At 53.7% G+C, this 23318-nt stretch carries 26 protein-coding genes; 14 read left to right on the top strand and 12 right to left on the bottom strand.

The features are described 5' to 3' along the window. Nucleotides 1-47 precede the first annotated feature (47 nt). Nucleotides 48-1556 carry a dipeptide/tripeptide permease DtpA gene (gene dtpA, locus N2K86_RS09625; protein WP_260661300.1) on the top strand — a complete coding sequence of 503 codons (1509 nt, stop codon included), beginning with the start codon at nucleotides 48-50 and terminating at the stop codon, nucleotides 1554-1556. 109 nt (nucleotides 1557-1665) lie between these two features. Further along, nucleotides 1666-2271 (top strand): glutathione transferase GstA, encoded by a 606-nt coding sequence (gene gstA, locus N2K86_RS09620; RefSeq protein ID WP_260661299.1) that lies wholly within the window; start codon nucleotides 1666-1668, stop codon nucleotides 2269-2271. A gap of 60 nt (nucleotides 2272-2331) precedes the next feature. Here gstA and pdxY read toward each other — a convergent pair whose 3' ends face one another. The 5 genes from pdxY to anmK form a co-directional block, all read right to left on the bottom strand. After that, nucleotides 2332-3192 carry a pyridoxal kinase PdxY gene (gene pdxY / locus N2K86_RS09615; RefSeq protein WP_260661298.1) on the bottom strand — a complete coding sequence of 287 codons (861 nt, stop codon included), beginning with the start codon at nucleotides 3190-3192 and terminating at the stop codon, nucleotides 2332-2334. 65 nt (nucleotides 3193-3257) lie between these two features. After that, nucleotides 3258-4532, bottom strand: coding sequence for a tyrosine--tRNA ligase (gene tyrS, locus N2K86_RS09610; protein ID WP_121423496.1), 1275 nt, complete (start codon nucleotides 4530-4532; stop codon nucleotides 3258-3260). Nucleotides 4533-4657: 125 nt separating this feature from the next. Beyond that, nucleotides 4658-5314 (bottom strand): pyridoxamine 5'-phosphate oxidase, encoded by a 657-nt coding sequence (gene pdxH, locus N2K86_RS09605; protein ID WP_003857601.1) that lies wholly within the window; start codon nucleotides 5312-5314, stop codon nucleotides 4658-4660. A gap of 57 nt (nucleotides 5315-5371) precedes the next feature. Then, on the bottom strand, nucleotides 5372-5695 hold the full coding sequence (gene mliC / locus N2K86_RS09600; protein ID WP_221549803.1) for a C-type lysozyme inhibitor: 324 nt from the start codon (nucleotides 5693-5695) through the stop codon (nucleotides 5372-5374). 93 nt (nucleotides 5696-5788) lie between these two features. After that, nucleotides 5789-6913, bottom strand: coding sequence for an anhydro-N-acetylmuramic acid kinase (anmK, locus tag N2K86_RS09595; RefSeq protein WP_260661296.1), 1125 nt, complete (start codon nucleotides 6911-6913; stop codon nucleotides 5789-5791). Between the two features lie 254 nt (nucleotides 6914-7167). Between anmK and slyB the strand changes: the two genes are divergently transcribed. Beyond that, entirely contained in the window at nucleotides 7168-7635 is a 468-nt protein-coding gene (gene slyB, locus N2K86_RS09590; RefSeq protein WP_216356911.1) for an outer membrane lipoprotein SlyB, read from the top strand. 197 nt (nucleotides 7636-7832) lie between these two features. Further along, on the top strand, nucleotides 7833-9194 hold the full coding sequence (locus N2K86_RS09585) for a sensor domain-containing diguanylate cyclase (RefSeq protein WP_260661295.1): 1362 nt from the start codon (nucleotides 7833-7835) through the stop codon (nucleotides 9192-9194). A gap of 41 nt (nucleotides 9195-9235) precedes the next feature. Here the strand turns inward: N2K86_RS09585 and slyA are convergent, their stop codons facing one another. Then, nucleotides 9236-9676, bottom strand: a complete 441-nt coding sequence (gene slyA / locus N2K86_RS09580) for a transcriptional regulator SlyA (protein ID WP_029485052.1) — start codon at nucleotides 9674-9676, stop codon at nucleotides 9236-9238. A 186-nt stretch (nucleotides 9677-9862) separates the two neighbouring features. Between slyA and N2K86_RS09575 the strand changes: the two genes are divergently transcribed. Genes N2K86_RS09575 through N2K86_RS09565 form a run of 3 tightly spaced genes read left to right on the top strand, consistent with a single transcriptional unit; the run spans nucleotide 9863 to nucleotide 12995 of the window. After that, nucleotides 9863-10099, top strand: coding sequence for a DUF1656 domain-containing protein (locus N2K86_RS09575; RefSeq protein WP_260661293.1), 237 nt, complete (start codon nucleotides 9863-9865; stop codon nucleotides 10097-10099). A 2-nt stretch (nucleotides 10100-10101) separates the two neighbouring features. Beyond that, nucleotides 10102-10962, top strand: coding sequence for an efflux RND transporter periplasmic adaptor subunit (locus tag N2K86_RS09570; RefSeq protein ID WP_260661291.1), 861 nt, complete (start codon nucleotides 10102-10104; stop codon nucleotides 10960-10962). After that, a complete protein-coding gene (locus N2K86_RS09565) occupies nucleotides 10962-12995 on the top strand; it encodes an FUSC family protein (protein WP_260661290.1) in 2034 nt (677 codons plus the stop codon). The genes N2K86_RS09570 and N2K86_RS09565 overlap by 1 nt, the downstream gene beginning before the upstream one ends. Here N2K86_RS09565 and sodC read toward each other — a convergent pair. The 3 genes from sodC to N2K86_RS09550 form a co-directional block, all read right to left on the bottom strand. Beyond that, a complete protein-coding gene (gene sodC / locus N2K86_RS09560) occupies nucleotides 12974-13492 on the bottom strand; it encodes a superoxide dismutase [Cu-Zn] SodC (RefSeq protein WP_094917650.1) in 519 nt (172 codons plus the stop codon). The genes N2K86_RS09565 and sodC overlap by 22 nt on opposite strands. 80 nt (nucleotides 13493-13572) lie before the next feature. After that, nucleotides 13573-14469, bottom strand: a complete 897-nt coding sequence (locus N2K86_RS09555) for an aldo/keto reductase (RefSeq protein WP_260661289.1) — start codon at nucleotides 14467-14469, stop codon at nucleotides 13573-13575. 48 nt (nucleotides 14470-14517) lie between these two features. Continuing rightward, nucleotides 14518-14757: a DUF1289 domain-containing protein gene (locus tag N2K86_RS09550; RefSeq protein WP_010430327.1), complete on the bottom strand. Its 240-nt coding sequence runs from the start codon at nucleotides 14755-14757 to the stop codon at nucleotides 14518-14520. Between the two features lie 148 nt (nucleotides 14758-14905). On the opposite strand from N2K86_RS09550, the gene eptA reads away from it, so the two are divergent. The 5 genes from eptA (at nucleotide 14906) to rnt (ending at nucleotide 19586) form a co-directional block, all read left to right on the top strand. Continuing rightward, entirely contained in the window at nucleotides 14906-16531 is a 1626-nt protein-coding gene (gene eptA / locus N2K86_RS09545; protein WP_260661658.1) for a phosphoethanolamine transferase EptA, read from the top strand. 41 nt (nucleotides 16532-16572) lie between these two features. After that, the gene (locus N2K86_RS09540) at nucleotides 16573-17172 is read left to right on the top strand and encodes a TetR/AcrR family transcriptional regulator (RefSeq protein ID WP_260661288.1); all 600 of its coding nucleotides are present in this window, start codon (nucleotides 16573-16575) and stop codon (nucleotides 17170-17172) included. A 53-nt stretch (nucleotides 17173-17225) separates the two neighbouring features. Further along, nucleotides 17226-18323 (top strand): alkene reductase, encoded by a 1098-nt coding sequence (locus tag N2K86_RS09535; protein WP_010430318.1) that lies wholly within the window; start codon nucleotides 17226-17228, stop codon nucleotides 18321-18323. 99 nt (nucleotides 18324-18422) lie between these two features. Continuing rightward, entirely contained in the window at nucleotides 18423-18830 is a 408-nt protein-coding gene (gene gloA, locus N2K86_RS09530; RefSeq protein ID WP_260661287.1) for a lactoylglutathione lyase, read from the top strand. A gap of 96 nt (nucleotides 18831-18926) precedes the next feature. Continuing rightward, the gene (rnt, locus tag N2K86_RS09525) at nucleotides 18927-19586 is read left to right on the top strand and encodes a ribonuclease T (protein WP_260661286.1); all 660 of its coding nucleotides are present in this window, start codon (nucleotides 18927-18929) and stop codon (nucleotides 19584-19586) included. 75 nt (nucleotides 19587-19661) lie between these two features. Here rnt and grxD read toward each other — a convergent pair whose 3' ends face one another. Beyond that, nucleotides 19662-20009, bottom strand: a complete 348-nt coding sequence (gene grxD / locus N2K86_RS09520) for a monothiol glutaredoxin 4 (RefSeq protein WP_010430312.1) — start codon at nucleotides 20007-20009, stop codon at nucleotides 19662-19664. 338 nt (nucleotides 20010-20347) lie between these two features. Here grxD and N2K86_RS09515 point away from each other — a divergent pair, with 338 nt between their 5' ends. Together N2K86_RS09515 and sodB are read left to right on the top strand one after the other, a co-directional pair. Beyond that, complete coding sequence (locus N2K86_RS09515; RefSeq protein WP_260661285.1) at nucleotides 20348-21121, top strand: C40 family peptidase; 774 nt, start codon at nucleotides 20348-20350, stop codon at nucleotides 21119-21121. 123 nt (nucleotides 21122-21244) lie between these two features. Further along, nucleotides 21245-21826: a superoxide dismutase [Fe] gene (gene sodB, locus N2K86_RS09510; protein ID WP_260661284.1), complete on the top strand. Its 582-nt coding sequence runs from the start codon at nucleotides 21245-21247 to the stop codon at nucleotides 21824-21826. A 36-nt stretch (nucleotides 21827-21862) separates the two neighbouring features. On the opposite strand, the gene N2K86_RS09505 is transcribed toward sodB, so the two are convergent. Continuing rightward, nucleotides 21863-23029 (bottom strand): MFS transporter, encoded by a 1167-nt coding sequence (locus tag N2K86_RS09505; RefSeq protein WP_010430305.1) that lies wholly within the window; start codon nucleotides 23027-23029, stop codon nucleotides 21863-21865. 165 nt (nucleotides 23030-23194) lie between these two features. After that, nucleotides 23195-23284 (bottom strand): cytochrome bd-I oxidase subunit CydH, encoded by a 90-nt coding sequence (gene cydH / locus N2K86_RS09500; protein WP_042717882.1) that lies wholly within the window; start codon nucleotides 23282-23284, stop codon nucleotides 23195-23197. Between the last annotated feature and the right edge of the window lie 34 nt (nucleotides 23285-23318).

Genomic DNA, 23318 nt, shown 5'->3' with positions numbered 1-23318 from the left:
CGCTATGAACACCCCCGTTAATATGGGATGTAAAAAAAGAGGTATATGTGTCTACTGCAAACAATAAACCAACAAATGAAAGCGTGAGTCTTAACGCTTTTAAACAGCCGAAAGCGTTCTATCTCATCTTCTCTATCGAGCTATGGGAGCGTTTTGGTTATTACGGCCTGCAAGGGATCATGGCGGTTTACCTGGTCAAACAACTGGGTATGTCCGAAGCGGATTCCATCACGCTGTTCTCCTCCTTCAGTGCTCTGGTGTACGGTCTGGTTGCTATCGGCGGCTGGCTGGGTGACAAAGTCCTCGGCACCAAACGCGTCATTATGCTGGGCGCCATTGTCCTGGCGATTGGTTATGGTCTGGTTGCATGGTCTGGACACGATGCGGCTGTGGTCTATATGGGCATGGCAACGATTGCTGTCGGTAACGGTCTGTTCAAAGCGAACCCATCCTCCCTGCTCTCTACCTGCTACAACAAAGATGACCCACGTTTGGATGGTGCATTTACCATGTACTACATGTCCATCAACATTGGCTCATTCTTCTCCATGCTGGCAACACCATGGCTGGCAGCGAAATTCGGCTGGAGCGTGGCCTTTGCGCTGAGCTTCGTGGGTATGCTGATCACCGTTGTGAACTTCCTGTTCTGCCGCAGCTGGGTTAAAGACTATGGTTCTAAGCCAGACTTCGAACCGGTTCACATGGGTAAACTGCTGGCCACTATCGTAGGCGTTGTCGTTCTCGCCGCAATCGCCACCTGGCTGCTGCACAACCAGGGCGTTGCACGTGCGGTTCTGGGCGTGGTTGCGCTGGGTATCGTCTGCATCTTTGCTAAAGAAGCCTTCGCCATGCAGGGCGCTGCACGTCGTAAGATGATTGTCGCGTTCATCCTGATGCTGGAAGCGATTATCTTCTTCGTGCTGTACAGCCAGATGCCGACCTCCCTGAACTTCTTCGCTATCCGTAACGTTGAACATTCCATCCTCGGTATCGCGTTTGAACCTGAGCAGTTCCAGGCCCTGAACCCGTTCTGGATCATGATTGGTTCCCCGATTCTGGCCGCTATCTATAACAAGATGGGCGACCGTCTGCCAATGCCGCACAAGTTCGCCGTGGGCATGGTGCTGTGTTCTTGCGCCTTCCTGGTGCTGCCGCTGGGAACGAAATTTGCGTCTGATGCGGGTATCGTCTCCGTTAACTGGCTGATCCTGAGCTACGCCCTGCAGTCCATCGGTGAGCTGATGATCTCCGGTCTGGGCCTGGCAATGGTTGCACAGCTGGTGCCACAGCGTCTGATGGGCTTCATCATGGGTAGCTGGTTCCTGACCACTGCGGGTGCGGCAATCATTGCAGGTAAGATTGCTAACCTGATGGCGGTGCCGGAAAATGTTACCGATCCCCTGCTTTCCCTGAACGTTTACGGTACTGTCTTCCTGCAGATCGGCATCGCCACGGCGGTTATCGCTGCGCTGATGTTGCTGACCGCGCCTAAGCTGAATCGCATGACTCAGGACGACGACAAAACGTCTAAAGCGACCGAAACCGCTACCGCGTAGTGTCATCGGGAAACGACTGAATGGAAAGAAGCCGCTAAAGCATTAGCGGCTTTTTTTTTATCCGAACGCGCACTAACATAGCTGAAACCTCAGCAAAAAGGAGTTACCGATGAAACTGTTCTACAAACCGGGCGCCTGTTCTCTTGCTTCCCATATCACTCTTCGCGAGAGCGGCAAAGATTTCACGCTGGACGGCGTTGACCTGATGAAAAAGCGCCTCGAAAACGGCGATGATTTTTTTGCGATCAACCCGAAAGGACAAGTTCCGGCTCTGCTGCTGGATGACGGTACGCTGCTGACCGAAGGCGTGGCGATTATGCAGTACCTGGCCGACAACGTGCCGGATCGTCAGCTGCTGGCACCAACAGGCAGTATCTCTCGCTATAAAACCCTTGAGTGGCTTAACTACATCGCAACCGAGCTGCACAAAGGCTTTACGCCGCTGTTCCGCCCGGATACCCCGGAAGAGTACAAACCGACCGTACGTGCGTTGCTTGAGAAAAAAATGCAGTACGTTAATGAATCACTGAAAGACGATCAGTGGATCTGCGGCGCACGTTTCACCATTGCTGATGCGTATTTGTTTACCGTTCTGCGCTGGGCGCGCGCGGTTAAGCTGAACCTGGAAGGGTTAGATCATATTACGTCGTATATGGAACGCGTAGCGGCACGCCCTGCTGTCGCGGCGGCGCTGAAAGCGGAAGGGTTGAATTAATCCGAGCGCTCTGTATTGCCGGGTGGCGCTGCGCTTACCCGGCCTACAATATCCCTGCTCTTACAATTGGGTTGCGCTGAAATAGTGCTCCGGCTTCGCGATACGATCCTGCGCTGCGACCACCTGTAATTCATATTCCTGCATATTTTTCGTCGCAAGCATAATTTCGTACACCGCTGCGGTCACGTGCTCCAGCGCATCGCGCAGGGCCGCGCCCTGTAGCAATTTCACCAGCAGCAACCCGCTGGTGACATCACCCACCCCAACCGGCTGACGCGTGCCAAAATCCACCAGCGGACGGCTGATGTGCCACGCTTCGTCTTTGGTGACCAGCAGCATCTCAAAACGGTCCTGGCTCAGGCCTGCACGCGCAAGATGCTTAACCAGGACAATCTCAGGTCCCTGAGCAATTAGCTCGCGAGAGGCGCTTACAGCCTCTTCTACGCTGTTGACCGGATGCTCGCAGAGGATTTCAAGCTCGACCAGGTTTGGCGCAATAATATCGCTTGCTGGGAGCGCGTGGCGGACGTGGAACTCCGCCACGCCGGGCGCGACAATACAGCCCTTTTCTGGGTGGCCCATGACCGGATCGCAAAAATACTTTGCCGCCGGATTCGCCGCTTTCACCTGACGAACTATCCCCAGGATGTGTTCGCCCTGCTCTGCAGAGCCCAGATAGCCGCTCAGTACGGCGTCACAGCGCTTAAGCTGGTCGATTTCGGCAATACCCTGCACAACCTCCGTCAGATGCGATGGCGGCATCACGCAGCCGGTCCATTTACCATATTGCGTGTGGTTCGAGAACTGTACGGTATTGAGGGGCCAGACGTTGGCACCGAGGCGGCGCATCGGGAATTCCGCTGCGCTGTTGCCAGCATGCCCAAAAACAACGTGGGACTGGATGGCGAGGATGTTGTTCATTTTTTCTTACCAAACCCTGTAAAAACAAAAGGGGCGTGGTTTCCCACGCCCCTGTGTACTTTTAATTACTTCCAGCAGACCAGACAGTAATTTTTCTTACCGCGACGCAGCAGCGTGTAACGTCCGTACAGACGATCGCCGTCAACGAAGGTGTATTCCGGGTCAGCCTGCTTCTCACCGTTGATGGTGATGGCGTTAGAGGCGATGGTTTTACGCGCCTGGCCGCGGGACGGCTGCAGCTCAGAGTCCACCAGCGCCTGCATCAGGTCAGCCCCTTTCTCCATCTCAACCATTGGCACGCCGTCCTGCGCCAGCTGTTCGAAGTCCGCTTCGCTCAGATCGCTCAGGGTACCGTTGAACAGGCTAGCGGTAATGCGTTTCGCTGCCGCCAAACCTTCTTCGCCGTGAACCAGCTTGGTCACTTCATCCGCCAGCACGTACTGCGCGCGTGGCGCTTTACCGCTGTTCTTATCTTCTTCTTCCAGCGCGTTGATCTCTTCAATATCCATGAAGGTGAAGAACTTCAGGAAGCGGTAAACATCGGCATCCGCCGTGTTGATCCAGAACTGGTAGAATTTGTACGGGCTGGTTTTCTTCGGATCGAGCCATACCGCGCCGCCTTCGGTCTTACCGAACTTGGTGCCGTCGGCTTTGGTGATCAGCGGGACGGTCAGACCGAAGACCTGATTCTGATGCAGGCGGCGGGTCAGATCGATACCGGAGGTGATGTTCCCCCACTGGTCAGAACCGCCAATCTGCAGGGACACGCCGTGCAGTTTGTTCAGACAGGCAAAGTCATAGCCCTGTAGCAGGTTGTACGAAAACTCGGTAAAGGAAATACCCTGGTCGTCACGGTTCAGGCGCTGCTTCACGGCTTCTTTGTTAATCATCTGGTTAACAGAGAAGTGCTTGCCGATGTCGCGCAGGAAGGTCAGCACGTTCATGCCACCAAACCAGTCGTAGTTGTTCGCGGCAATCGCGGCGTTATCGCCACAGTTGAAGTCGAGGAACGGTGCCACCTGTTTGCGGATTTTATCCACCCACTCCTGCACGGTGTCTTCGGTGTTCAGTTTACGCTCAGCGGCTTTGAAGCTTGGGTCACCAATCAGACCGGTCGCGCCGCCCACCAGAGCAACAGGCTTGTGCCCCGCCATCTGGAAGCGTTTCAGGCATAACAATGGAACAAGATGCCCCAAATGCAAGCTGTCAGCGGTGGGATCGAAGCCGCAATAGAGCGCGATCGGGCCTTGCGCCAGTCGCTCTGCTAACGCTTCCTCGTCCGTCACCTGGGCCACGAGGCCCCGCTCTTGCAATTGTTTAATCAAGTTACTGCTTGCCATCAAATTCTCCATGTATAAACGACTGCACCTTTGCCGGTACACGACTTTTCGCCTGATGCGAAAGGACCATAGAATAAAGCGCAAGCGCGGTGTGCGCTAGCGCTTAAATCAACAAATTTCGGGGATTACGGTGCCAGTCTGTCGATTTTCCAGCCGCCATTGTCGCGCTGGTATAAAAAGCGGTCGTGCAGGCGGTGCTCGCCCCCCTGCCAGAATTCCATCTGCTCAATGGGGATGCGGAAACCGCCCCAGAAGCTTGGCAGAGGCACTTCACCCTGCTGGAACTTCTGTTTGAGTTCGAGGAATTTGCTTTCCAGCACGCCGCGGGCAGAAATACGGCTGGACTGTTTTGAAACCCAGGCGCCAATCTGGCTGTCGCGCGGGCGGCTGTGGAAATACTTCACTACTTCAAGCGTAGAAAGACGCTCCGCTTTGCCGGTCACCATCACCTGACGCTCCAGCATGTGCCACGGAAACAGCAGGCTGATGCGAGGATTGTTTTCCAGGTGGTGCGCTTTGCGGCTGCCCAGGTTGGTATAAAACACCAGCCCTTTCTCGTCATAATGCTTGAGCAATACGATGCGCTGATACGGTTGACCATTTTCATCAACCGTCGCGACAACCATGGCGGTGGGGTCGGCGAGTTTCGCTTCGCAGGCCTGTTTCAGCCAGCGTTCGAAAAGCACAAGGGGTTCAGCGGGAAGATCCTGGCGACGCAGGCCGCCTTTGGTGTATTCACGGCGCAGATGCGCAATTTGCTGCAGTTCGTCGTTATCTGACATGGCGTTAGCTGACATTGAGAATGGGAGGCGCTATTGTGCGCCGCCCCTGTAAAAATCTCAACGCTTCGGATTTTCGAGCTGACAATTGTTCAGCACAATACGGTCACGTTTGTAGACCGTTGCACTGTCACCTTTCGACCAGAACACGTAAATACCGTCGGTATAACGTGCCCCGGAAGCCGACATCCCCTGTTTCAGGGTCAGCAGTTTGTTGTCGTAAACAAAACTGGCTTCCTGACGCGGGTTATTCAGCTTCACGGTCAGCGGCTTTTCATCGCAGCGATACTCCAGCGTATCGGTCTGCATGCGCTCAAGGAACTGGTTATAGACGCTGCATCCTGACAGCAATAAAGGCGCGGCAATAAGAAGAAGTTTTTTCATGGGCGTATTCCGAAGACTTTCCTGGTCCTGGAGGGCATGGCTGCCCTCCTGTTTCGTTCCATTCTAACGACGACACGCCGCGCTGAATTTCAGTTAACTCTGATTATGACGCGGATTGGCCGGGAAAATAGCCCCAAGGACGCTTGCCTCCCGCGCGCCGGTGACAGAAGGTAAATTACCTGGCAAACCGGCAACGGTACGCCAGGCAAGCCAGGCGAAGGCCAGCGCTTCCATATCATCACCGCTGATCCCGGCTTCATCCGTTGTGGTGACTTCAGTACCCGGCAGTAGCCCCGCCAGACGCGCCATCACCAGCGGATTTCGGCTCCCTCCGCCACACACCAGCAGGCGTTCGCACCCTCCGCTGAGGAGAACCTGTTCCGATATCGACACAGCGGTCAATTCGGTCAGCGTGGCCTGAACATCCTGTGGCGCCAGCGCAGGGAACTGCGCCAGTTGGCGTTCAAGCCAGCCGTAGTTGAAATACTCGCGCCCCGTACTCTTCGGCGCAGGCAGCGCAAACCAGGGATCGCTTAGCATAGACTGCAGCAGCGGAAGAATGACTTTGCCTTCGCTGGCCCACTCCGCGTCTTTATCATAGGGCTTTCCGCACTGACGCCAGATCCAGGCATCCATCAGCATATTGCCCGGACCCGTATCGTACCCGCGCACGGGCTGACCGGGGATCAGCATCGACAGGTTTGCAATCCCGCCGATGTTAAGCACCATACGGCGCTCAACCGGATGCGCCAGCAACGCCTGATGGAACGCTGGCACCAGCGGCGCCCCCTGCCCGCCGAGTGCAATATCGCGACGACGAAAATCCCCCACCACGGTGACCCCTGTTTTTGCCACAATCTGATTGTTATCACCAATTTGCAAGGTGTGCGGCGCGTTGCCGGTGGGTTCATGCCAGACGGTCTGACCGTGACAACCAATGGCGACCACATCCTGCGGTTGCAGATTCTCTTTTCGCATCAGGGCTAAAACAGCCTCTGCAAACAGCGCCCCCAGCCGCACATCGAGCTGTCCCAGCTGCGAAAGCGTCAGTTGTTGACCCTGGCAAATGCTCAAAATGTCTTCTTTGAGCGAAACGGGGATAGGCCAGGTCAGACTCGCCTGCTGCGCCACCATGTTTTCATCAATGGCGGCCAGAACGACATCTACACCGTCAAGACTGGTTCCAGACATCACACCGATATAGCGACCCGATTTCATGCGCTTTCCTTACGTTGAGTGGGCTAAGGATAACCACTCCACCATAAACAGCGGTGCTTTGCTATGCGGAGATAATATTTTTTAACAATGTCAGACAGGTGGCACCCGGGAAGTCCGTTTATCTTCCGTTAAGCCATATTCAAGTACAATTTTCTGATAGTTAGTGCAAAGATATGAAGTATGGCCCGTTATGCCATATAATTTAGCCATAATGGATGCCCGAACCGGGCGTTTTGGGTGAACAGGAGATTCAAATGATTTTACGTGTACTGGGCGTTTCGCTGATTGGTTTAACACTCGCTGGTTGTGTGAATGACAGTTCACTTTCTGGCGACGTCTATAGCGCTTCTGAGGCTAAACAAGTTCAGAACGTGACTTACGGTACCATTGTTAATGCGCGTCCTGTTCAAATTCAGGGTGGCGATGAAAACAACGTTATGGGTGCTATCGGCGGTGCGGTTCTGGGCGGCTTCCTCGGTAACACCGTAGGCGGTGGTACGGGCCGTTCGCTGGCGACAGCAGCAGGCGCCGTTGCCGGTGGTGTCGCAGGTCAGGGCGTTCAGGGTGCAATGAACAAAACCCAGGGCGTGGAACTGGAAATCCGTAAAGACGACGGCAGCACTATCATGGTTGTACAGAAACAAGGCAGCACCCGCTTCTCTGCAGGCCAGCGCGTTGTTCTGGCAAGCAATGGACGTCAGGTGACTGTTTCCCCACGTTAATCTAAAAGCGGATGTGGCCTTAAGCCACATCCCTTTATATCACACATCACTTCAGTGAATATATTAGAACAATATATTCACCCCCTTGATTATTAATTCCACCGTATATTGTTTCTGCGCAAAGTATTTTTTCAATTAATAGATTAGAGTCACCTCAGTTCCCTTTTTAAGCTTTTCTCATTTTATTGAAAACATATATGCTTGCGATGAGTCGTTCTGTAAAACGCCGTTATATCTCGTTCTGTTTCGGTTGTGTGATTGTCATTGGAATATTACAAGGTTTGTTTCTTAAACTGGTGGAATGGGTTCCGTCCTTTTCCCCCCTTTTGTTCCCTACGCTCACCATTTTCTTGCTGGTATTTCACCTGTTTATTGCCTGTTTTATGGTAATGAAATACTGGTGTGACAAGAAACGGTTGTATCTGGTTGCGATCGCTTTCGCCTTTGCCGGTTCGGCACTGTTGATGATTGGCACGCTGTCGAGTTTCCCGGCCTGGCTGGATCTCTATCAGTTCAATGTCGTCAACTATAACGATGCGATGATTTACTACATGTTCCGCCATTTGTTAATGGCGGTACTTATCATCGTCTCGGCATTACTCTATACCACGCGCAGTCGGCCTCTGCCACGACTGGCGCATGTGTCCATTATTAGCGGGTTATTTGTCTTTACTTTTTTTGCCGTGTCTCTGGCCTGGGTCTATTCAAGTCATTCAGATTTGTTATCAATTGACCTGGTGGATAATGAAACCCGCCAGTTTATGGTTCTCTGGAGCCAGTGCATTAATATTTCATTAATCGTCCTGTGGATTGTGACATTAGCAACGCTGATGTTTATTACGCGCATACGCAACCTTTTCTGGGTAGGGGGAAATTTCCTCTGCGTCTGTTATGTGGTCACGCTGTCAATGCTGTTAGTGGGGGGGCATGCAGAAGATATTTCCTGGTATCGCGCCCGTTTATTTGAAACTATCGCTACGCTGCTTATTATTTTTGTACTGCTTTACGATGTCTTCAATCTGTATCGTGAATCACATTTAAAGTATCAGCAGTCTTATCAGAACTCGATTCGCGATCCGCTAACGCGTCTCTATAACCGCAGTTATTTTTATGATTCGTTAAATCAGGCGCTGGCTATCGCCAAAACCAGTCGTCCGGTTTCGGTGATTGTCAGCGATCTCGATCGTTTCAAACGCATCAACGACAACTACGGCCACTTGCAGGGCGACAAAGTGCTGCAGTTTGTCTCTAACCTGCTGATGGATTCCGTGCGACCGCAAGATATCGCGGCACGTATCGGCGGCGAGGAGTTTGTCCTGATGCTGGAAAATACCTCCTCAGAAGAGGCACTCCTGGTCGCTGAACGCATCCGCATAAAGTTAAGCAGCTTTGATAAAGCCAGCAGTGAGGGGCAACTGCCCGAGCCGATTACGATCAGTATGGGCGTCTTCACGGCAATATCGCCGGACATAACCGCCGAGAAGTGTGTAGAAAGTGCGGATAAGGCAATGTACGAGGCCAAAGAGACTGGCCGAAACCGCGTGGTAATTTTCCAGTAAAAAAGAGAAAGGCCTTGCTCATGCAAGGCCTTTTTTACTTCTCAGTCGCGTGACTGCAACTCATGGATGTTTTGCTCAAGGCGTCCAATAAGGCTGATGAGCATTTCCAGTTCTTCAGGTGATACACCGGACAGTATTTCACCTCGCGTTTTACTGATAACGGCTTCCATCTCAGTAATGATAGGCGCCGCTTTTTCCGTCAGTTTAATCCGCTTCGCGCGACGATCGCTGGCACAGGTTTGCCGAGAGATGAGTCCTTTCTCTTCCAGCTGATCGAGCGTGCGCACCAGTGACGGTTGCTCAATACCGATCGCTTTTGCCAGTTGAATTTGCGACTGCTCGGGCGGTAGCTGATGAATGTTATGCAGCGTAACCCAATGCGTCTGTGTCAATTCCAGAGGTTTCAGGCGATGGTCAATCAGAGCACGCCAGACGCGTACCAACCTTGCCAGATCAGAACCTAGTGGCGATTCCAATTTCATCTCCTTATAATTAGCTTGCTAAGTTATTATACTGATTTTAGAATAGTGTGCAGCATTTGTATTGCCAAAACAAATGCAATACTGCATTCATCGAACTTATAAGTATGACTTACACTGAATTGTGATGCTTCATCATACTAAGACAAGCCAACGCGGCATTCTGTTCACTGCAAAGGATTTCTGCCCGTGACGTTTTTTCATCCCTCAGAGGGTCTACCCCTTCAGGACCTGATCTTCGGTGCGTCAGTCTACTTTCCTCCCCTGTTTAAGGCCGTTCTGGTGGGCTTTATACTGTGGCTCATCGCGCATCGTCTGCTTCGCGACTGGATGTACTCCGGCGAAATCTGGCATCCCATGCTGATGGATCTTTCCCTGTTTGCCCTTTCCGTATGCCTGGGCCTTGCCGTTTTGACTGCGTGGTAAATATGTCACTGAAAACGCTAAAATACTTTTCCACCCTCTTCGTTCTTGCCCTCGCACTGGTTGCGGGCTGGTGGATGTGGAATTTTTATATGCAGTCCCCATGGACCCGTGACGGTAAAATTCGCGCTGAGCAGGTCAGCATTACTCCTCAGGTGTCGGGAAGCATCACGACGCTGTTGGTTAAGGATAATCAGTTCGTCAAAAAGGGAGACGTTTTATTCCGAATTGACGACACCCCTTACCACATTGCGATTCTGAACGCCCAGGCACAGCTGGCTAAAGCGCAGTCCGATCTCGCGAAAGCCAATAACGAAGCGACCCGCCGTCGGCATTTGTCGCAAAACTATATTTCTGCCGAAGATTTAGACACTGCCAACATCAACGTTAAGGCTATGCAAGCCAGCGTTAACGTGGCGGAAGCTACGCTCAAGCAGGCGCAGTGGGCGTTAACGCAAACGGTGGTGGAAGCACCGGTCGATGGATGGGTGACCAACCTCTCCGCCCGCGTGGGGAACTATGCCACTACCGGGCAACCCGTTTTTGCCTTAGTCGACAGCCACTCTTTTTATGTCGTAGGCTATTTTGAAGAGACCAAGCTTCGACATATTCAGGAAGGTGCGCCTGCAACCATCACCCTCTACAGCGGTTCGAACAGGTTACAGGGTCACGTTTCCAGCATTGGCCGGGCCATTTACGATCAAAGCGTTGAAACGGATTCAGGGCTGGTGCCGGACATTAAGCCGAACGTTCCGTGGGTTCGTCTGGCACAGCGCGTTCCGGTACGCGTAGAGTTTGATAACCTGCCCCAGAGTCTCACGCTGGTCTCAGGCACGACCTGTACTGTTTCTATCGGAACGCGCTGATGAACCTGCGGGTGCTCTCCTGGCAAAACCTACCGTGGGTAAAAGCATCGCGCCCTCAGTGGCGTTACGCGCTGCGAAACGGCATTGCCATGTGCCTTGCGCTGACCGTCGCCTATTACCTGAATCTGGATGAGCCATATTGGGCAATGACCTCTGCGGCGGTGGTGAGCTTCCCGACCGTCGGTGGGGTCATCAGTAAAAGTCTGGGGCGCGTGGCCGGAAGCCTGCTGGGAGCCACCGCTGCGTTAATCATTGCGGGGCATACGCTAAACGATCCGTGGCTCTTTTTACTGAGCATGGCGGCCTGGCTGGGGTTTTGTACCTGGGCCTGCGCGCATTTTACCAATAACGTTGCCTACGCATTTCAGCTGGCGGGTTATACCGCCGCCATTATTGCCTTTCCCGTGGTGAATGTACTCGACACCACCGAGCTATGGGACATCGCCCAGGCGCGCGTCTGTGAAGTGATTGTCGGCATTCTTAGCGGTGGGTTTATGATGATGATCCTGCCCAGTACCTCCGACGGTACAGCGCTTATCACCGCCCTGAAGACCATGCATGCCCGCTTACTGGAGCATGCAAGCCTTCTCTGGCAGCCAGATACTAACGATGAAATCCGTCTGGCACACGAAAAGGTCATCGGTCAGATCCTGACCATGAATCTGCTGCGCATTCAGGCCTTCTGGAGCCACTACCGCTTTCGTCGGCAGAACAAACTGCTCAACTATTTGCTGCATCAGCAGTTGCGGATGACCAGCGCTATCTCCAGCCTGCGTCGAATGCTGCTCAACTGGCCCACGCCGCCTGCCAACACGCGCGCCGTCATTGATACCTTGCTTGCGGCCCTCGCCCGCCCGGAAACGGACATCTACACCGTGGCAAGGATCATCGCCCCGCTCGCCCCCGTCGATGAGTACGATTACCGTCACCGCGCTTTCTGGCAGCGCCTGAACTATTTTTGTCGGCTGTATCTGCGAAGCAGTCGCTGGATCAACGCGGTTGAGAATGCCAGTCCAATAACGGAATTCACCGTTCCCAGTAGCCCGGCGCTGGCGCGCCACACCGACTATATGGAAGCGCTGTGGAGCGGTTTTCGCACCTTTTGCGCCCTCACCCTCGTTGGCGCGTGGAGCATCACCACGCAGTGGGGATCCGGCTCTGCGGCCCTGACGCTTGCCGCCATCAGCTGCGTGCTCTATTCCGTTGCCGCGTCACCGTTTAACTCGCTTACGTTACTGTTACGCACGCTGCTGTTGCTGTCGCTATTCAGCTTTGTGGTGAAGTTCGGATTGATGGTTCAGATTAGCGACCTGTGGCAGTTCCTGCTGTTCCTGTTCCCGCTGTTAACCACCATGCAGCTTCTGAAGCTGCAAATGCCAAAACTGGCGGGCCTCTGGGGACAGCTGATTGTCTTTATGGGCTCGTTTATCTCCGTGACGAATCCCCCGGTTTACGATTACGCCGACTTTCTCAATGACAATCTGGCGAAGATCCTCGGTGTGGGTCTGGCGTGGCTGGCGTTCGCCGTACTGCGGCCGGGTTCTGATGCGCGTAAAAGCCGTAGACATATCCGTGAACTAAGACGGGGATTTGTCGACCAGCTTAGCCGTAAACCGCATCTGCGTGAAAGCGAGTATGAATCGCTGGTCTATCATCATGTCAGCCAGCTCAATAATAGCCAGGACTCTCTTTCCCGCCGCTGGCTGTTACGCTGGGGCGTGGTGCTGCTGAACTGCTCACACGTTGTCTGGCAGCTTCGTGCGTGGGAAACGCGTTCCGATCCGCTGTCACAGGTGCGTGATGTCTGCCTTTCCCTGCTACGCGATGTGATGAGCGAGCGCGGTGTCCAGCAGCGCCCGCTGGTAACCACGCTGGCTGAACTGCAGCGGATCTGCGATACCCTTGCGCGGCATCACCAACCTGCTGCTCGTGATTTGGCCTCGATAATCTGGCGCCTGCACTGCTCGCTGTCGCAGCTGGAACAGGCACCGTCACCGGGGACGATTGGGGATCAGATCACGCCACAGGCATAGCGTGCCCCGCCGCCGCCAAGTGGTTTAGGCTGATCGGACATATTGTCGCCGCCGACATGGATCATCAGCGCTTTCCCTTTCACCTCGTCCAGCTTTTTCAGACGAGGCGCCACAACCGGCTCCGTGGCTTTACCGTCATTGTTCACCACCAGCACAGGCAAATCGCCTAAATGCCCCATTCCCTCCGGGCCTTCATGCTTGCCGGAATGCTGCGGATCGAGGTGGCCCCCTGCTGCTTCCGCCGCCGACGGTTTGCCTTCTTTTAACGCGGGCTGACAGCTGCCTTTAGCATGGACATGGAAACCATGTTCACCGGGAGGAAGTGCTTTGAGGTTGGGGGCGAACTCCAGCCCTTTATCGGTCTCCGTGATCTTCACCGTACCGATGGACTGACCTACCCCCTGAGAGGTGACGAGATTCATTTCTACTTCGTCGCTGGCTGCCTGCGCCCCTGCGCAAACAACCAGCGTGACCAATGCCAGAGCAAAACGCTTCATATGACCTCCGCTGGTTATTTTTTGCCCCTTAAGTGTATACCAGAGGCAAAGATTTCACCGGAAAGTCACCTTAGGGCGGTTTATGGCACGTCGTAGCCCAGTGCGGCCTTGCGGATGCGGAACCACTGCTGACGGGTCATATTCAGCTCTTCGGCCGCCAACGCGGACCGCACACGCTCAATTTTACCCGAACCGATAATCGGCAGTGGCTTAGACGGCAGACGCAGGATCCACGCATAGACCACCTGCTCAATGCTTTCGGCATTCAGTTCGCGGGCAACGGTTTCCAGCTCGTCACGCAGGGGCTGGAATTCATCGTCATTGAACAAACGACCGCCGCCCAGGCACGACCACGCCATAGGACGAATGCGCAGCTGCTGCAGCTGATCGAGCGTACCATCCAGCAGCAGAGGCTGGTGTACCGGAGAAATCTCGACCTGATTAGTGGCCAGGGTAAACGGCAGACGGGATTGCATAAGCGCAAACTGCGCCGGGGTGAAGTTCGACACGCCAAAATGACGGACTTTTCCACTCTGGTGCAGATTCAGAAACGCTTCCGCCACCTCATCGGCATCCATCAATGGGTCAGGACGATGGATCAGCAGCAGATCGATATGATCGGTTGCCAGATTCACCAGAGATTGCTCGGCGCTCTTTATAATGTGTGCGCTGTCGGTAATGTAGTGGCCGAGCGCGTTTTCAGGTTTCGCGGTGGTGGCGATACCGCACTTGGTGACGATCTCCATCCGCTGACGCAGGGCTGGCACCAGCTTTAGCGCCTCACCGAAGGCGGCTTCACACTGATAGCCGCCATAAATGTCGGCATGATCGACGGTGGTGATCCCTAAATCGAGATGCTCTTCAATAAAGCTCGCCAGCTGAAGCGGGGACATATTCCAGTCCATCAAACGCCAGTAGCCCATGACAAAACGGGAGAACTCTGGCCCCTGCGGGGCAAGGGTAATACGCTGAACCATAACATTTTCCTCAAGAACGTGATGTCATGAGTATACGCAATTACCGTGTTAAAACAGTGAAGGTTGCTGGGGTTCTTCGGTTTCCCCCGCTTTGTTTGCGCGAATTTTGCGCAGCAAACGCTGTCGGCAGAGGCGAAGCACGTCCTGCTTTTGTGTATCGCTAAAGTTTTGCCAGTTAAACCGCTCGTCACGGGTACGCATGCACCCACGGCAATAGCCGCGTTCATCAACCTGACAAATCCCCCGGCACGGGCTCTGGATGGGGAAAAATTCCAGTTGCTCTGCCACACTCACCTCCACAAACCGACCATCACTTACAGTGAAGACGTTATGCGCCTACTGTGCAAGAGATTTACCACCGTTTTGTGGCATTAAGGTTTCACTAATCTTCCCTCTCTATACTCGCCGCATCACTATAACGAATGGTTTGCTTATGATGTGGTTTTCAAAAAAGTTACACTGTAACGATATTAAATTCACTCTGGGTTGTGCGCTATTCTTTACTGCGCTAAATGCACTTTTTATTCAGCGCAGCTGGGCCATTATCGCCCCTGCACATCTGCACGACATCCTCTTCGCCGCTTCCGTACCCCTGGTGCTGTTTTGCGGCTGGGTAATTGTCTTTAGCCTGCTAAATATTCCTTTTATTCGTAAGCCGCTGCTGATTGTCCTGACCATCGGATGCGCTGCCGCGACCTACTTTATGTATACCTACGGCGCGGTTATCGATCAGAACATGATTGTGAACGTGTTTGAAACCAATTCCCAGGAAGCTACGGCACTGCTCACGCCACAGATGATCCTGTGGATTGCCGTTGCCGGTATTGTCCCTTCCGTCATACTTGCACTGACGCGGATCCGTACCGGGAAATGGTGGTATGCCCTCCTTATGCGCTTTGCCGCAATGCTGGGGGCACTTCTGGTCATTATTCTGGTGGCTGCCGTCTTTTATAAAGATTACGCCTCGCTGTTTCGCAATAATAAAAGCATTGTCAAAATGGTCACTCCGGCGAACTACGTCAGCGCCGTCGTGAAGTACAGCAAAATGCGCTGGTTTGCGGGCGACCAAACGCTGGTACGCATCGGTGAAGATGCCCATAAAGGCCCACTGATTGCCGGGCAGCAAAAGAAAACCGTGCTGGTGCTGGTCGTCGGTGAAGCCTCACGCGCGGCAAACTACTCGCTCAACGGCTACGGGCGCGAAACTAACCCGGAACTGAAAAAGCAAGACGTCATTAACTTCCCGCAGGCCTCGTCCTGTGGTACCGAAACCGCCGTTTCTGTCCCTTGTATGTTTTCCGGCATGACCCGGAAAACATACGATGCTGACCTCGCGCGTCACCAGGAAGGTCTGCTCGACGTGCTTAACCATGCTGGTGTCAATCTGCTGTGGCGTGATAACGACGGCGGCTGTAAAGGTGCCTGCGACCGTGTGCCGCACACAGATATGACGCAGTGGAAACTGGATCAATTCTGCAAAGACAAAACCTGCATTGATGATGTGAATCTCTATCGTCTGGATAATGTGCTGGACGGTCTGAAGCAAGACACGGTATTGGTTATCCATCTGATGGGCAGTCACGGTCCGGCGTATAACAAACGCTATCCGGACAGCTTCCGAAAATTTACGCCAACCTGTGATACCAATGAAATACAGGACTGCGATCATCAGGCGCTGATGAACACCTATGACAACACCATCCTCTATACCGACAGTGTGGTCAGTAGAACGATTGACGCCTTAAAAGCCCGTCAGACCAACATGAACACGGCGCTGATTTATCTTTCCGATCACGGTGAATCACTGGGTGAAAGCGGGATTTATCTGCACGGTACGCCGTACATGCTGGCGCCAGAGCAGCAAACGCATATTCCCTTTATGTTCTGGCTCTCCCCTGACTACGTGAAAAATTATGGCGTCAACGAGCAGTGTTTGCGTGACCATGCAGCAAAAGATGCGGTATCGCAGGACAATTTGTTCGCCACCGTACTGGGTATGATGGACGTGAAATCAACGGTTTATCAGCAACAGATGGATATTTTGTCGCCATGTCGTCACTAAGCAAGCTTGCATTAGACCGAGCGGTCTATTAGAGTGCACCCATGAGCAGACACACTGAACACGATACACGCGAACATTTACTGGCAACCGGCGAGCGTCTTTGCATGCACCGCGGGTTTACCGGTATGGGGTTGAGTGAGTTACTGAAAACCGCTGAGGTGCCGAAGGGGTCGTTTTATCACTACTTTCGCTCCAAAGAAGCCTTCGGCGTGGCCATGCTGGAGCGGCACTACGCCAGCTACCATCAGCGTCTTGCCACCCACTTCGCCAGCGGTGCAGGTAACTACCGGGATCGGGTTCTGAACTACTATCAGGAAACGCTGACGCAGTTCTGTCAGCAGGGCATCATCAGCGGTTGCCTGACGGTAAAACTCTCTGCAGAAGTGTGCGATCTCTCCGAAGATATGCGCGCGGCGATGGATAAAGGTGCCAGTGGGGTTATCGCCCTGCTCGCGCAGGCGCTGGCGAAGGGGCGTGATGAAAACACGCTCGCCTTCCCCGGCGACCCGCTAACACAGGCTCAGGTTTTGTACTCCCTCTGGTTAGGGGCCAACCTGCAGGCCAAGATTTCTCGCAGTGCCGTGCCGCTCGAAAGCGCGCTGGCACATGTAAAAAGCAGTATTACTGCGCCTGGCGCTTAGCAGGCGTTTTTATTTACGTCATTACTAGTCGACTGGTCTACTCAGGAGTCGTTATGTCCGCTGAAAAGTTATTTACCCCACTGAAAGTGGGCGCTGTTACCGCGCCAAACCGTGTGTTTATGGCCCCGCTGACCCGTCTTCGCAGCATCGAGCCGGGTGACATTCCAACGCCTCTGATGGGTGAATATTACCGTCAGCGCGCAAGCTCAGGGCTTATCATCTCTGAAGCCACGCAGATTTCTGCCCAGGCGAAAGGCTATGCCGGTGCGCCAGGTCTGCACAGCCCGGAACAGATTGCCGCGTGGAAGAAAATCACCGCAGGCGTGCACGCAGAAGATGGCCGCATTGCGGTTCAACTGTGGCACACAGGCCGTATCTCGCACAGCAGCATCCAGCCTGGCGGTCAGGCTCCGGTGTCCGCTTCTGCCCTGAGCGCAAATACCCGAACGTCCCTGCGCGATGAAAACGGCAATGCAATTCGCGTCGATACTTCCATGCCGCGTGCGCTGGAGCTGAACGAGATCCCTGGCATTGTGAACGATTTCCGTCAGGCCGTGGCGAACGCCCGTGAAGCCGGTTTCGACCTGGTTGAGCTGCACTCTGCACACGGTTACCTGCTGCACCAGTTCCTGTCACCGTCCTCTAACCACCGCACGGACCAGTACGGCGGCAGCGTTGAAAATCGCGCGCGTCTGGTCCTGGAAGTGGTGGATGCGGTTTGTAAAGAGTGGAGCGCAGACCGTATTGGCATTCGCGTCTCCCCTATTGGCTCTTTCCAGAACGTCGACAACGGCCCGAACGAAGAAGCGGACGCGCTGTATCTGATTGAAGAGCTGGCGAAACGCGGTATTGCTTATCTGCACATGTCCGAGCCGGACTGGGCAGGCGGCCAGCCTTACACAGAAGCCTTCCGGCAGAAAGTGCGCGAGCGTTTTCACGGCGTGATCATCGGTGCGGGTGCGTATACCCCAGAAAAAGCGGAAGATCTGATCGGCAAAGGCCTGATCGACGCAGTCGCGTTTGGCCGTGACTTTATTGCGAACCCGGATCTGGTTGCCCGTCTGCAGAAGAAAGCGGAGCTGAACCCCCAGCGCCCTGAAAGCTTCTACGGCGGCGGCGCGGAAGGCTATACCGACTACCCTTCGCTCTAATCCCCCATTGTGCATTGATAGCGGCGACATTTCGCCGCTATACTAAAACATCGTTTCTGTTCAAAAAAATATTCCATTCTATTGGTTAATGAGGAAATTATGCGCCTACTTCACACCATGCTGCGCGTTGGCGACCTGCAACGTTCCATCGATTTCTACACTAAGGTTCTGGGCATGACGCTGCTGCGCACCAGCGAAAATCCTGAATACAAATATTCGCTGGCGTTCGTGGGTTACGGCCCGGAATCCGATGAAGCCGTAATCGAGCTGACCTATAACTGGGACGTGGACAGCTATGAGCTGGGCACCGCATACGGTCATATCGCGCTGGAAGTGGACAACGCAGCGGAAGCCTGTGAGCGCATCCGCAGCAACGGCGGCAACGTTACGCGTGAAGCGGGCCCGGTAAAAGGCGGCACCACCGTGATTGCGTTTGTTGAAGATCCCGACGGTTATAAAATCGAACTGATCGAAGCCAAAGACGCTGGCCGCGGTCTGGGCAACTGATCCCGCAGGGCGCACTATGCGCCCGTAGTTTTACTGCATCCCCTCTCAAAATTTGCCATAATGCGCACTGCTTTTTTCCCCTTGTAAGAGACCCTGATGTCCGATAACGCTCAATTTACCGGTCTGTGCGACCGTTTTCGTGGTTTTTATCCCGTTGTCATTGATGTAGAAACAGCCGGATTTAACGCTAAAACCGATGCGCTGCTTGAAATTGCCGCCATCACGCTGAAGATGGATGAACAGGGCTGGCTTACACCGGACACCACGCTGCATTTCCATGTTGAACCTTTCGAAGGGGCAAACCTGCAGCCAGAGGCGCTGGCCTTTAACGGTATCGATCCGAAAAACCCGCTACGTGGCGCGGTCAGTGAATATGACGCGCTGCACGCCATTTTTAAAATGGTGCGCAAAGGCATGAAAGAGAATGACTGTAGCCGCGCCATTATGGTGGCCCACAATGCGACGTTCGATCACAGCTTTACCATGGCCGCCGCAGAGCGCGCCTCGCTGAAACGCAACCCGTTCCATCCGTTTGTGACGTTTGACACCGCAGCACTAAGCGGTCTGGCGCTGGGCCAAACGGTGCTGTCCAAAGCCTGCATCACGGCAGGGATTGAGTTTGACGGCACGCAGGCGCACTCGGCGCTCTACGATACGGAGCGCACGGCAGAACTGTTTTGTGAAATTGTTAACCGCTGGAAACGTCTGGGCGGCTGGCCGCTGCCGATGGGCGATGAGGCCGATATTCAATCATAGGTCGGGTAAGCGCAGCGCCACCCGACAAAAAAAAAGCGACCTCGACAGGTCGCTTTTTGTCTTTAGGCAGAAAACTTACTCTGCGTCTGGTTCTTCGGTTTTGTATTTCGCCGCCGTCTCTTTGATCAGCTGCTGCAGTTCGCCACGCTGATACATTTCGATCAGGATGTCGCAACCGCCCACCAGCTCACCGTCAACCCACAGCTGCGGGAAAGTCGGCCAGTTTGCGTATTTTGGCAGCTCAGCGCGGATGTCCGGGTTCTGCAGGATATCAACGTAAGCAAAACGCTCACCACAGGCAGATAACGCCTGAACCGCTTGTGCGGAGAAACCGCAGCTTGGCAGCTTCGGAGAACCTTTCATGTACAGGAGAATCGGGTTTTCAGCGATTTGTTGCTGAATTTTTTCAATAGTGGTGCTCATGTCTTGCTTCCTTTAACTTCTGTTACGGCATTCGTCTGACATTGTAGCGGTTCAGACAGACATCGGAAAATAACATTTTTGTCACGTCTTACTATTTTAACGGTTAACGCTAAAAGATGCATTGCAAATGACGCTTATCCCTGTTTGCAGTACGGTTTTGCTTAGGGAGTGAACAATAGTGCGACAGAACGATGAATTTTTTTGCACTTGCTAACGAAACATGATTTTAGAATGAAAAATGCTATTAACTTCTCGGGTTTTTATGGATTAGAATCGACAGGCTTTGTAAATCATACGCGGGTATTATTGATGGCCTGCATTAATCAGGGGACTGCCCAGTGGCGCGGATAAATAAAATCTCGATCACGCTCTGTGCTTTACTGTTTACATCACTCACTTTCACGCCAGCGGCGAACGCCTCTGAACAGGCGCGGCATTCTGCTGTACAAAAAACGCATCTGGTTAAGTCCACAGAACGTAAGAAAAAAACCACCAGCAAGACCGTAAAGAAAAAAACACCCACAACGACCAAAAAGACCGCCTCCAGCAAGACGAAAACAGCCCCAGCCCACACCGCACATTCTACCCGACGTAAAGCCTCGCAAACGGCCGCCAGCCTCGTAACAGAAAAATGCACTACGCGTAAAGGTCACAAAGCGAAGTGCACGAAAGTCACGAAATTAGCCGAAGTGCATAAAGTCCGTATGCAGAAAGCGCAAAAAACGGCGATGAATAAATTAATGGGGCAAATTGGTAAACCCTATCACTGGGGTGGCACTTCTCCGCGAACGGGTTTCGATTGCAGTGGCCTGGTCTATTACGCTTATAAAGACCTGGTGAAATTCCGTATTCCGCGTACCGCAAATGAAATGTACCACCTGCGCGACGCCGCACCGGTCAATCGTGGTGAACTGGAGAACGGTGACCTCGTGTTCTTCCGTACCCAGGGACGCGGCACGGCTGACCATGTCGGGGTCTATGTCGGTAACGGAAAATTCATTCAGTCACCGCGCAGCGGCCAGGACATCCAGATTACCTCTCTCAGTGAAGACTACTGGGTGCGCCATTACGTTGGCGCGCGCCGTGTGATGACGCCAAAAACCATTCGCTAACCCCTGCCCTGCCGCACGCGTGGCAGGGTAAGTTCCTCTTTTGCATACCCTTTCAATTTGCTATCCTTTCCCTGTTGTCTGTAGGGTTATTGGCAACATACAAATAAAATAAGGAGAGAAGCAATGTCGTTCGAATTACCTGCACTACCGTATGCAAAAGACGCCCTGGCGCCACACATTTCTGCGGAAACGCTGGAGTACCATTACGGCAAACATCATCAAACCTATGTCACCAATCTGAACAACCTGATCAAAGGTACCGATTTCGAAGGCAAAACGCTGGAAGAGATCGTCCGTAGCTCAGAAGGTGGCGTGTTCAACAACGCGGCTCAAGTGTGGAACCACACCTTCTACTGGCACTGCCTGGCGCCAAATGCCGGTGGTGAACCTACCGGTGAACTGGCGACCGCCATTAACGCCGCTTTTGGCAGCTTCGCGGACTTCAAAGCGAAGTTTACCGATGCGGCCATCAAAAACTTCGGTTCCGGCTGGACGTGGCTGGTAAAAGAAGCGGATGGAAAACTGGCTATCGTTTCCACCTCTAATGCGGGCACCCCGCTGACCACCAGCGCTAAACCGCTGATGACCGTGGACGTATGGGAACACGCTTACTACATTGATTACCGTAACGCGCGTCCTAACTATCTGGAGCACTTCTGGGCACTGGCTAACTGGGACTTTGTGGCGAAGAACTTCGCCGCGTAAGAGAACGCAGAAGGGTTCACCCTTCTGCGCTTTTGCTTATTCCGCCGCGCAGGCGGCTTCTGGCTGTTTACGACCGGACATCAGCACTAACAGCAGGCCGAGAGCGGCAATAATTGCCCCCATTACCGGCACAAAACTGTATCCCAGACCACCGGAAATCACCGCCCCGCCCGCTGCCGCCCCCAGCGCGTTACCCAGGTTAAACGCACCGATATTCACGGAAGAAGAGAGACCTGGCGCTTCATGGGCGACACGCATCACCCTCATCTGAAGCGGGGGTACCACGGCAAAGGTGGCAGCGCCCCACACGACCATCGCGATCGCAGCACCCCATTCGTTGCGTGCCAGCCACGGGATCGCAATCATGATGACAATCAGCAGGGTTAAAAAGCCTTTCAACGTACCGCTCACCGAACGATCGGCCAGTTTCCCGCCCAGATAGTTTCCGATAGAGAACCCCACGCCAATCAGCACCAGCATCGCGGTAATAAAGATCGGCGTCGCGTGGGTGATATCGTGCAGCACCGGTGAGATATAGGTGTAGAGGGTAAACATCGCACCGGCCCCCAGCACCGTGGTCAGCAGCGCGGAAAGCACCTGAGGACGCATCAGCACCGACAGCTCTTTACGTACGTCAGGACGTTCACCGGCGCTCCCTTTCGGTAAGGAGAAGAACAGCGCCACCATCGCCACCACGCCCAGCCCTGCTGTCGCCAGGAAAGACATTCGCCAGCCAATCACTTCACCCAGCCAGGTGGCCGCAGGCACACCGCCTATGTTGGCGATAGTCAGCCCCATAAACATGGTCGCCACCGCGCTGGCCTGCTTGTGCTTCGGAACCACACTTGCCGCAACAACCGAGCCCAGACCGAAAAATGCGCCGTGGTTCAGGCTGGTCAGAATACGCGACAGCATCAAAGTGGTGTAATCCGGCGCAATTGCGGAGAGCACGTTGCCCAGCGTAAAGATCGCCATCAGAAATATCAGCGCATTGCGACGCGCGCGGTGCGACAGCAGCAGCGTCATCAGTGGGGCCCCGACCATCACGCCGATGGCATAGGCGCTGATTAACATCCCGGCCGCAGGAATAGAGACGTCCACGCCCCGTGCGATAACAGGCAGTAACCCCATCGGGGAGAATTCAGTAGTGCCAATCCCAAAGGCGCCAATCGCCAGGGCCAGCAGAGGAAAATTGATTTTCATGAGTCAACTCCGGATGCCGTGTCATCACGCGACACAGAACTAAGAAGTCAAAAGCATGACATCAATCACAAAATTTGAGAAGTTAACATTTTGGCAAAAGATTTTTGCCAGAGAGGTAACAATCGGAAGAAAATGAGGAGGGAGAGGACTCTCCCCCCGCGTAAATCAGTGCAGCGCAGCCGTCAAACCACCGGCAACAATCAATGCCAGCACGATAAAGGTGGTCACCAGCGAAAACTTCAGATCGGAACTCATCAATTTTTCTCCTTTTAATCACCCCACGAAAAGT

This window comes from Enterobacter mori (genome assembly GCF_025244905.1).
GTDB lineage: Bacteria > Pseudomonadota > Gammaproteobacteria > Enterobacterales > Enterobacteriaceae > Enterobacter > Enterobacter mori_A.
This window is presented reverse-complemented; position numbering and strand designations above follow the sequence as displayed.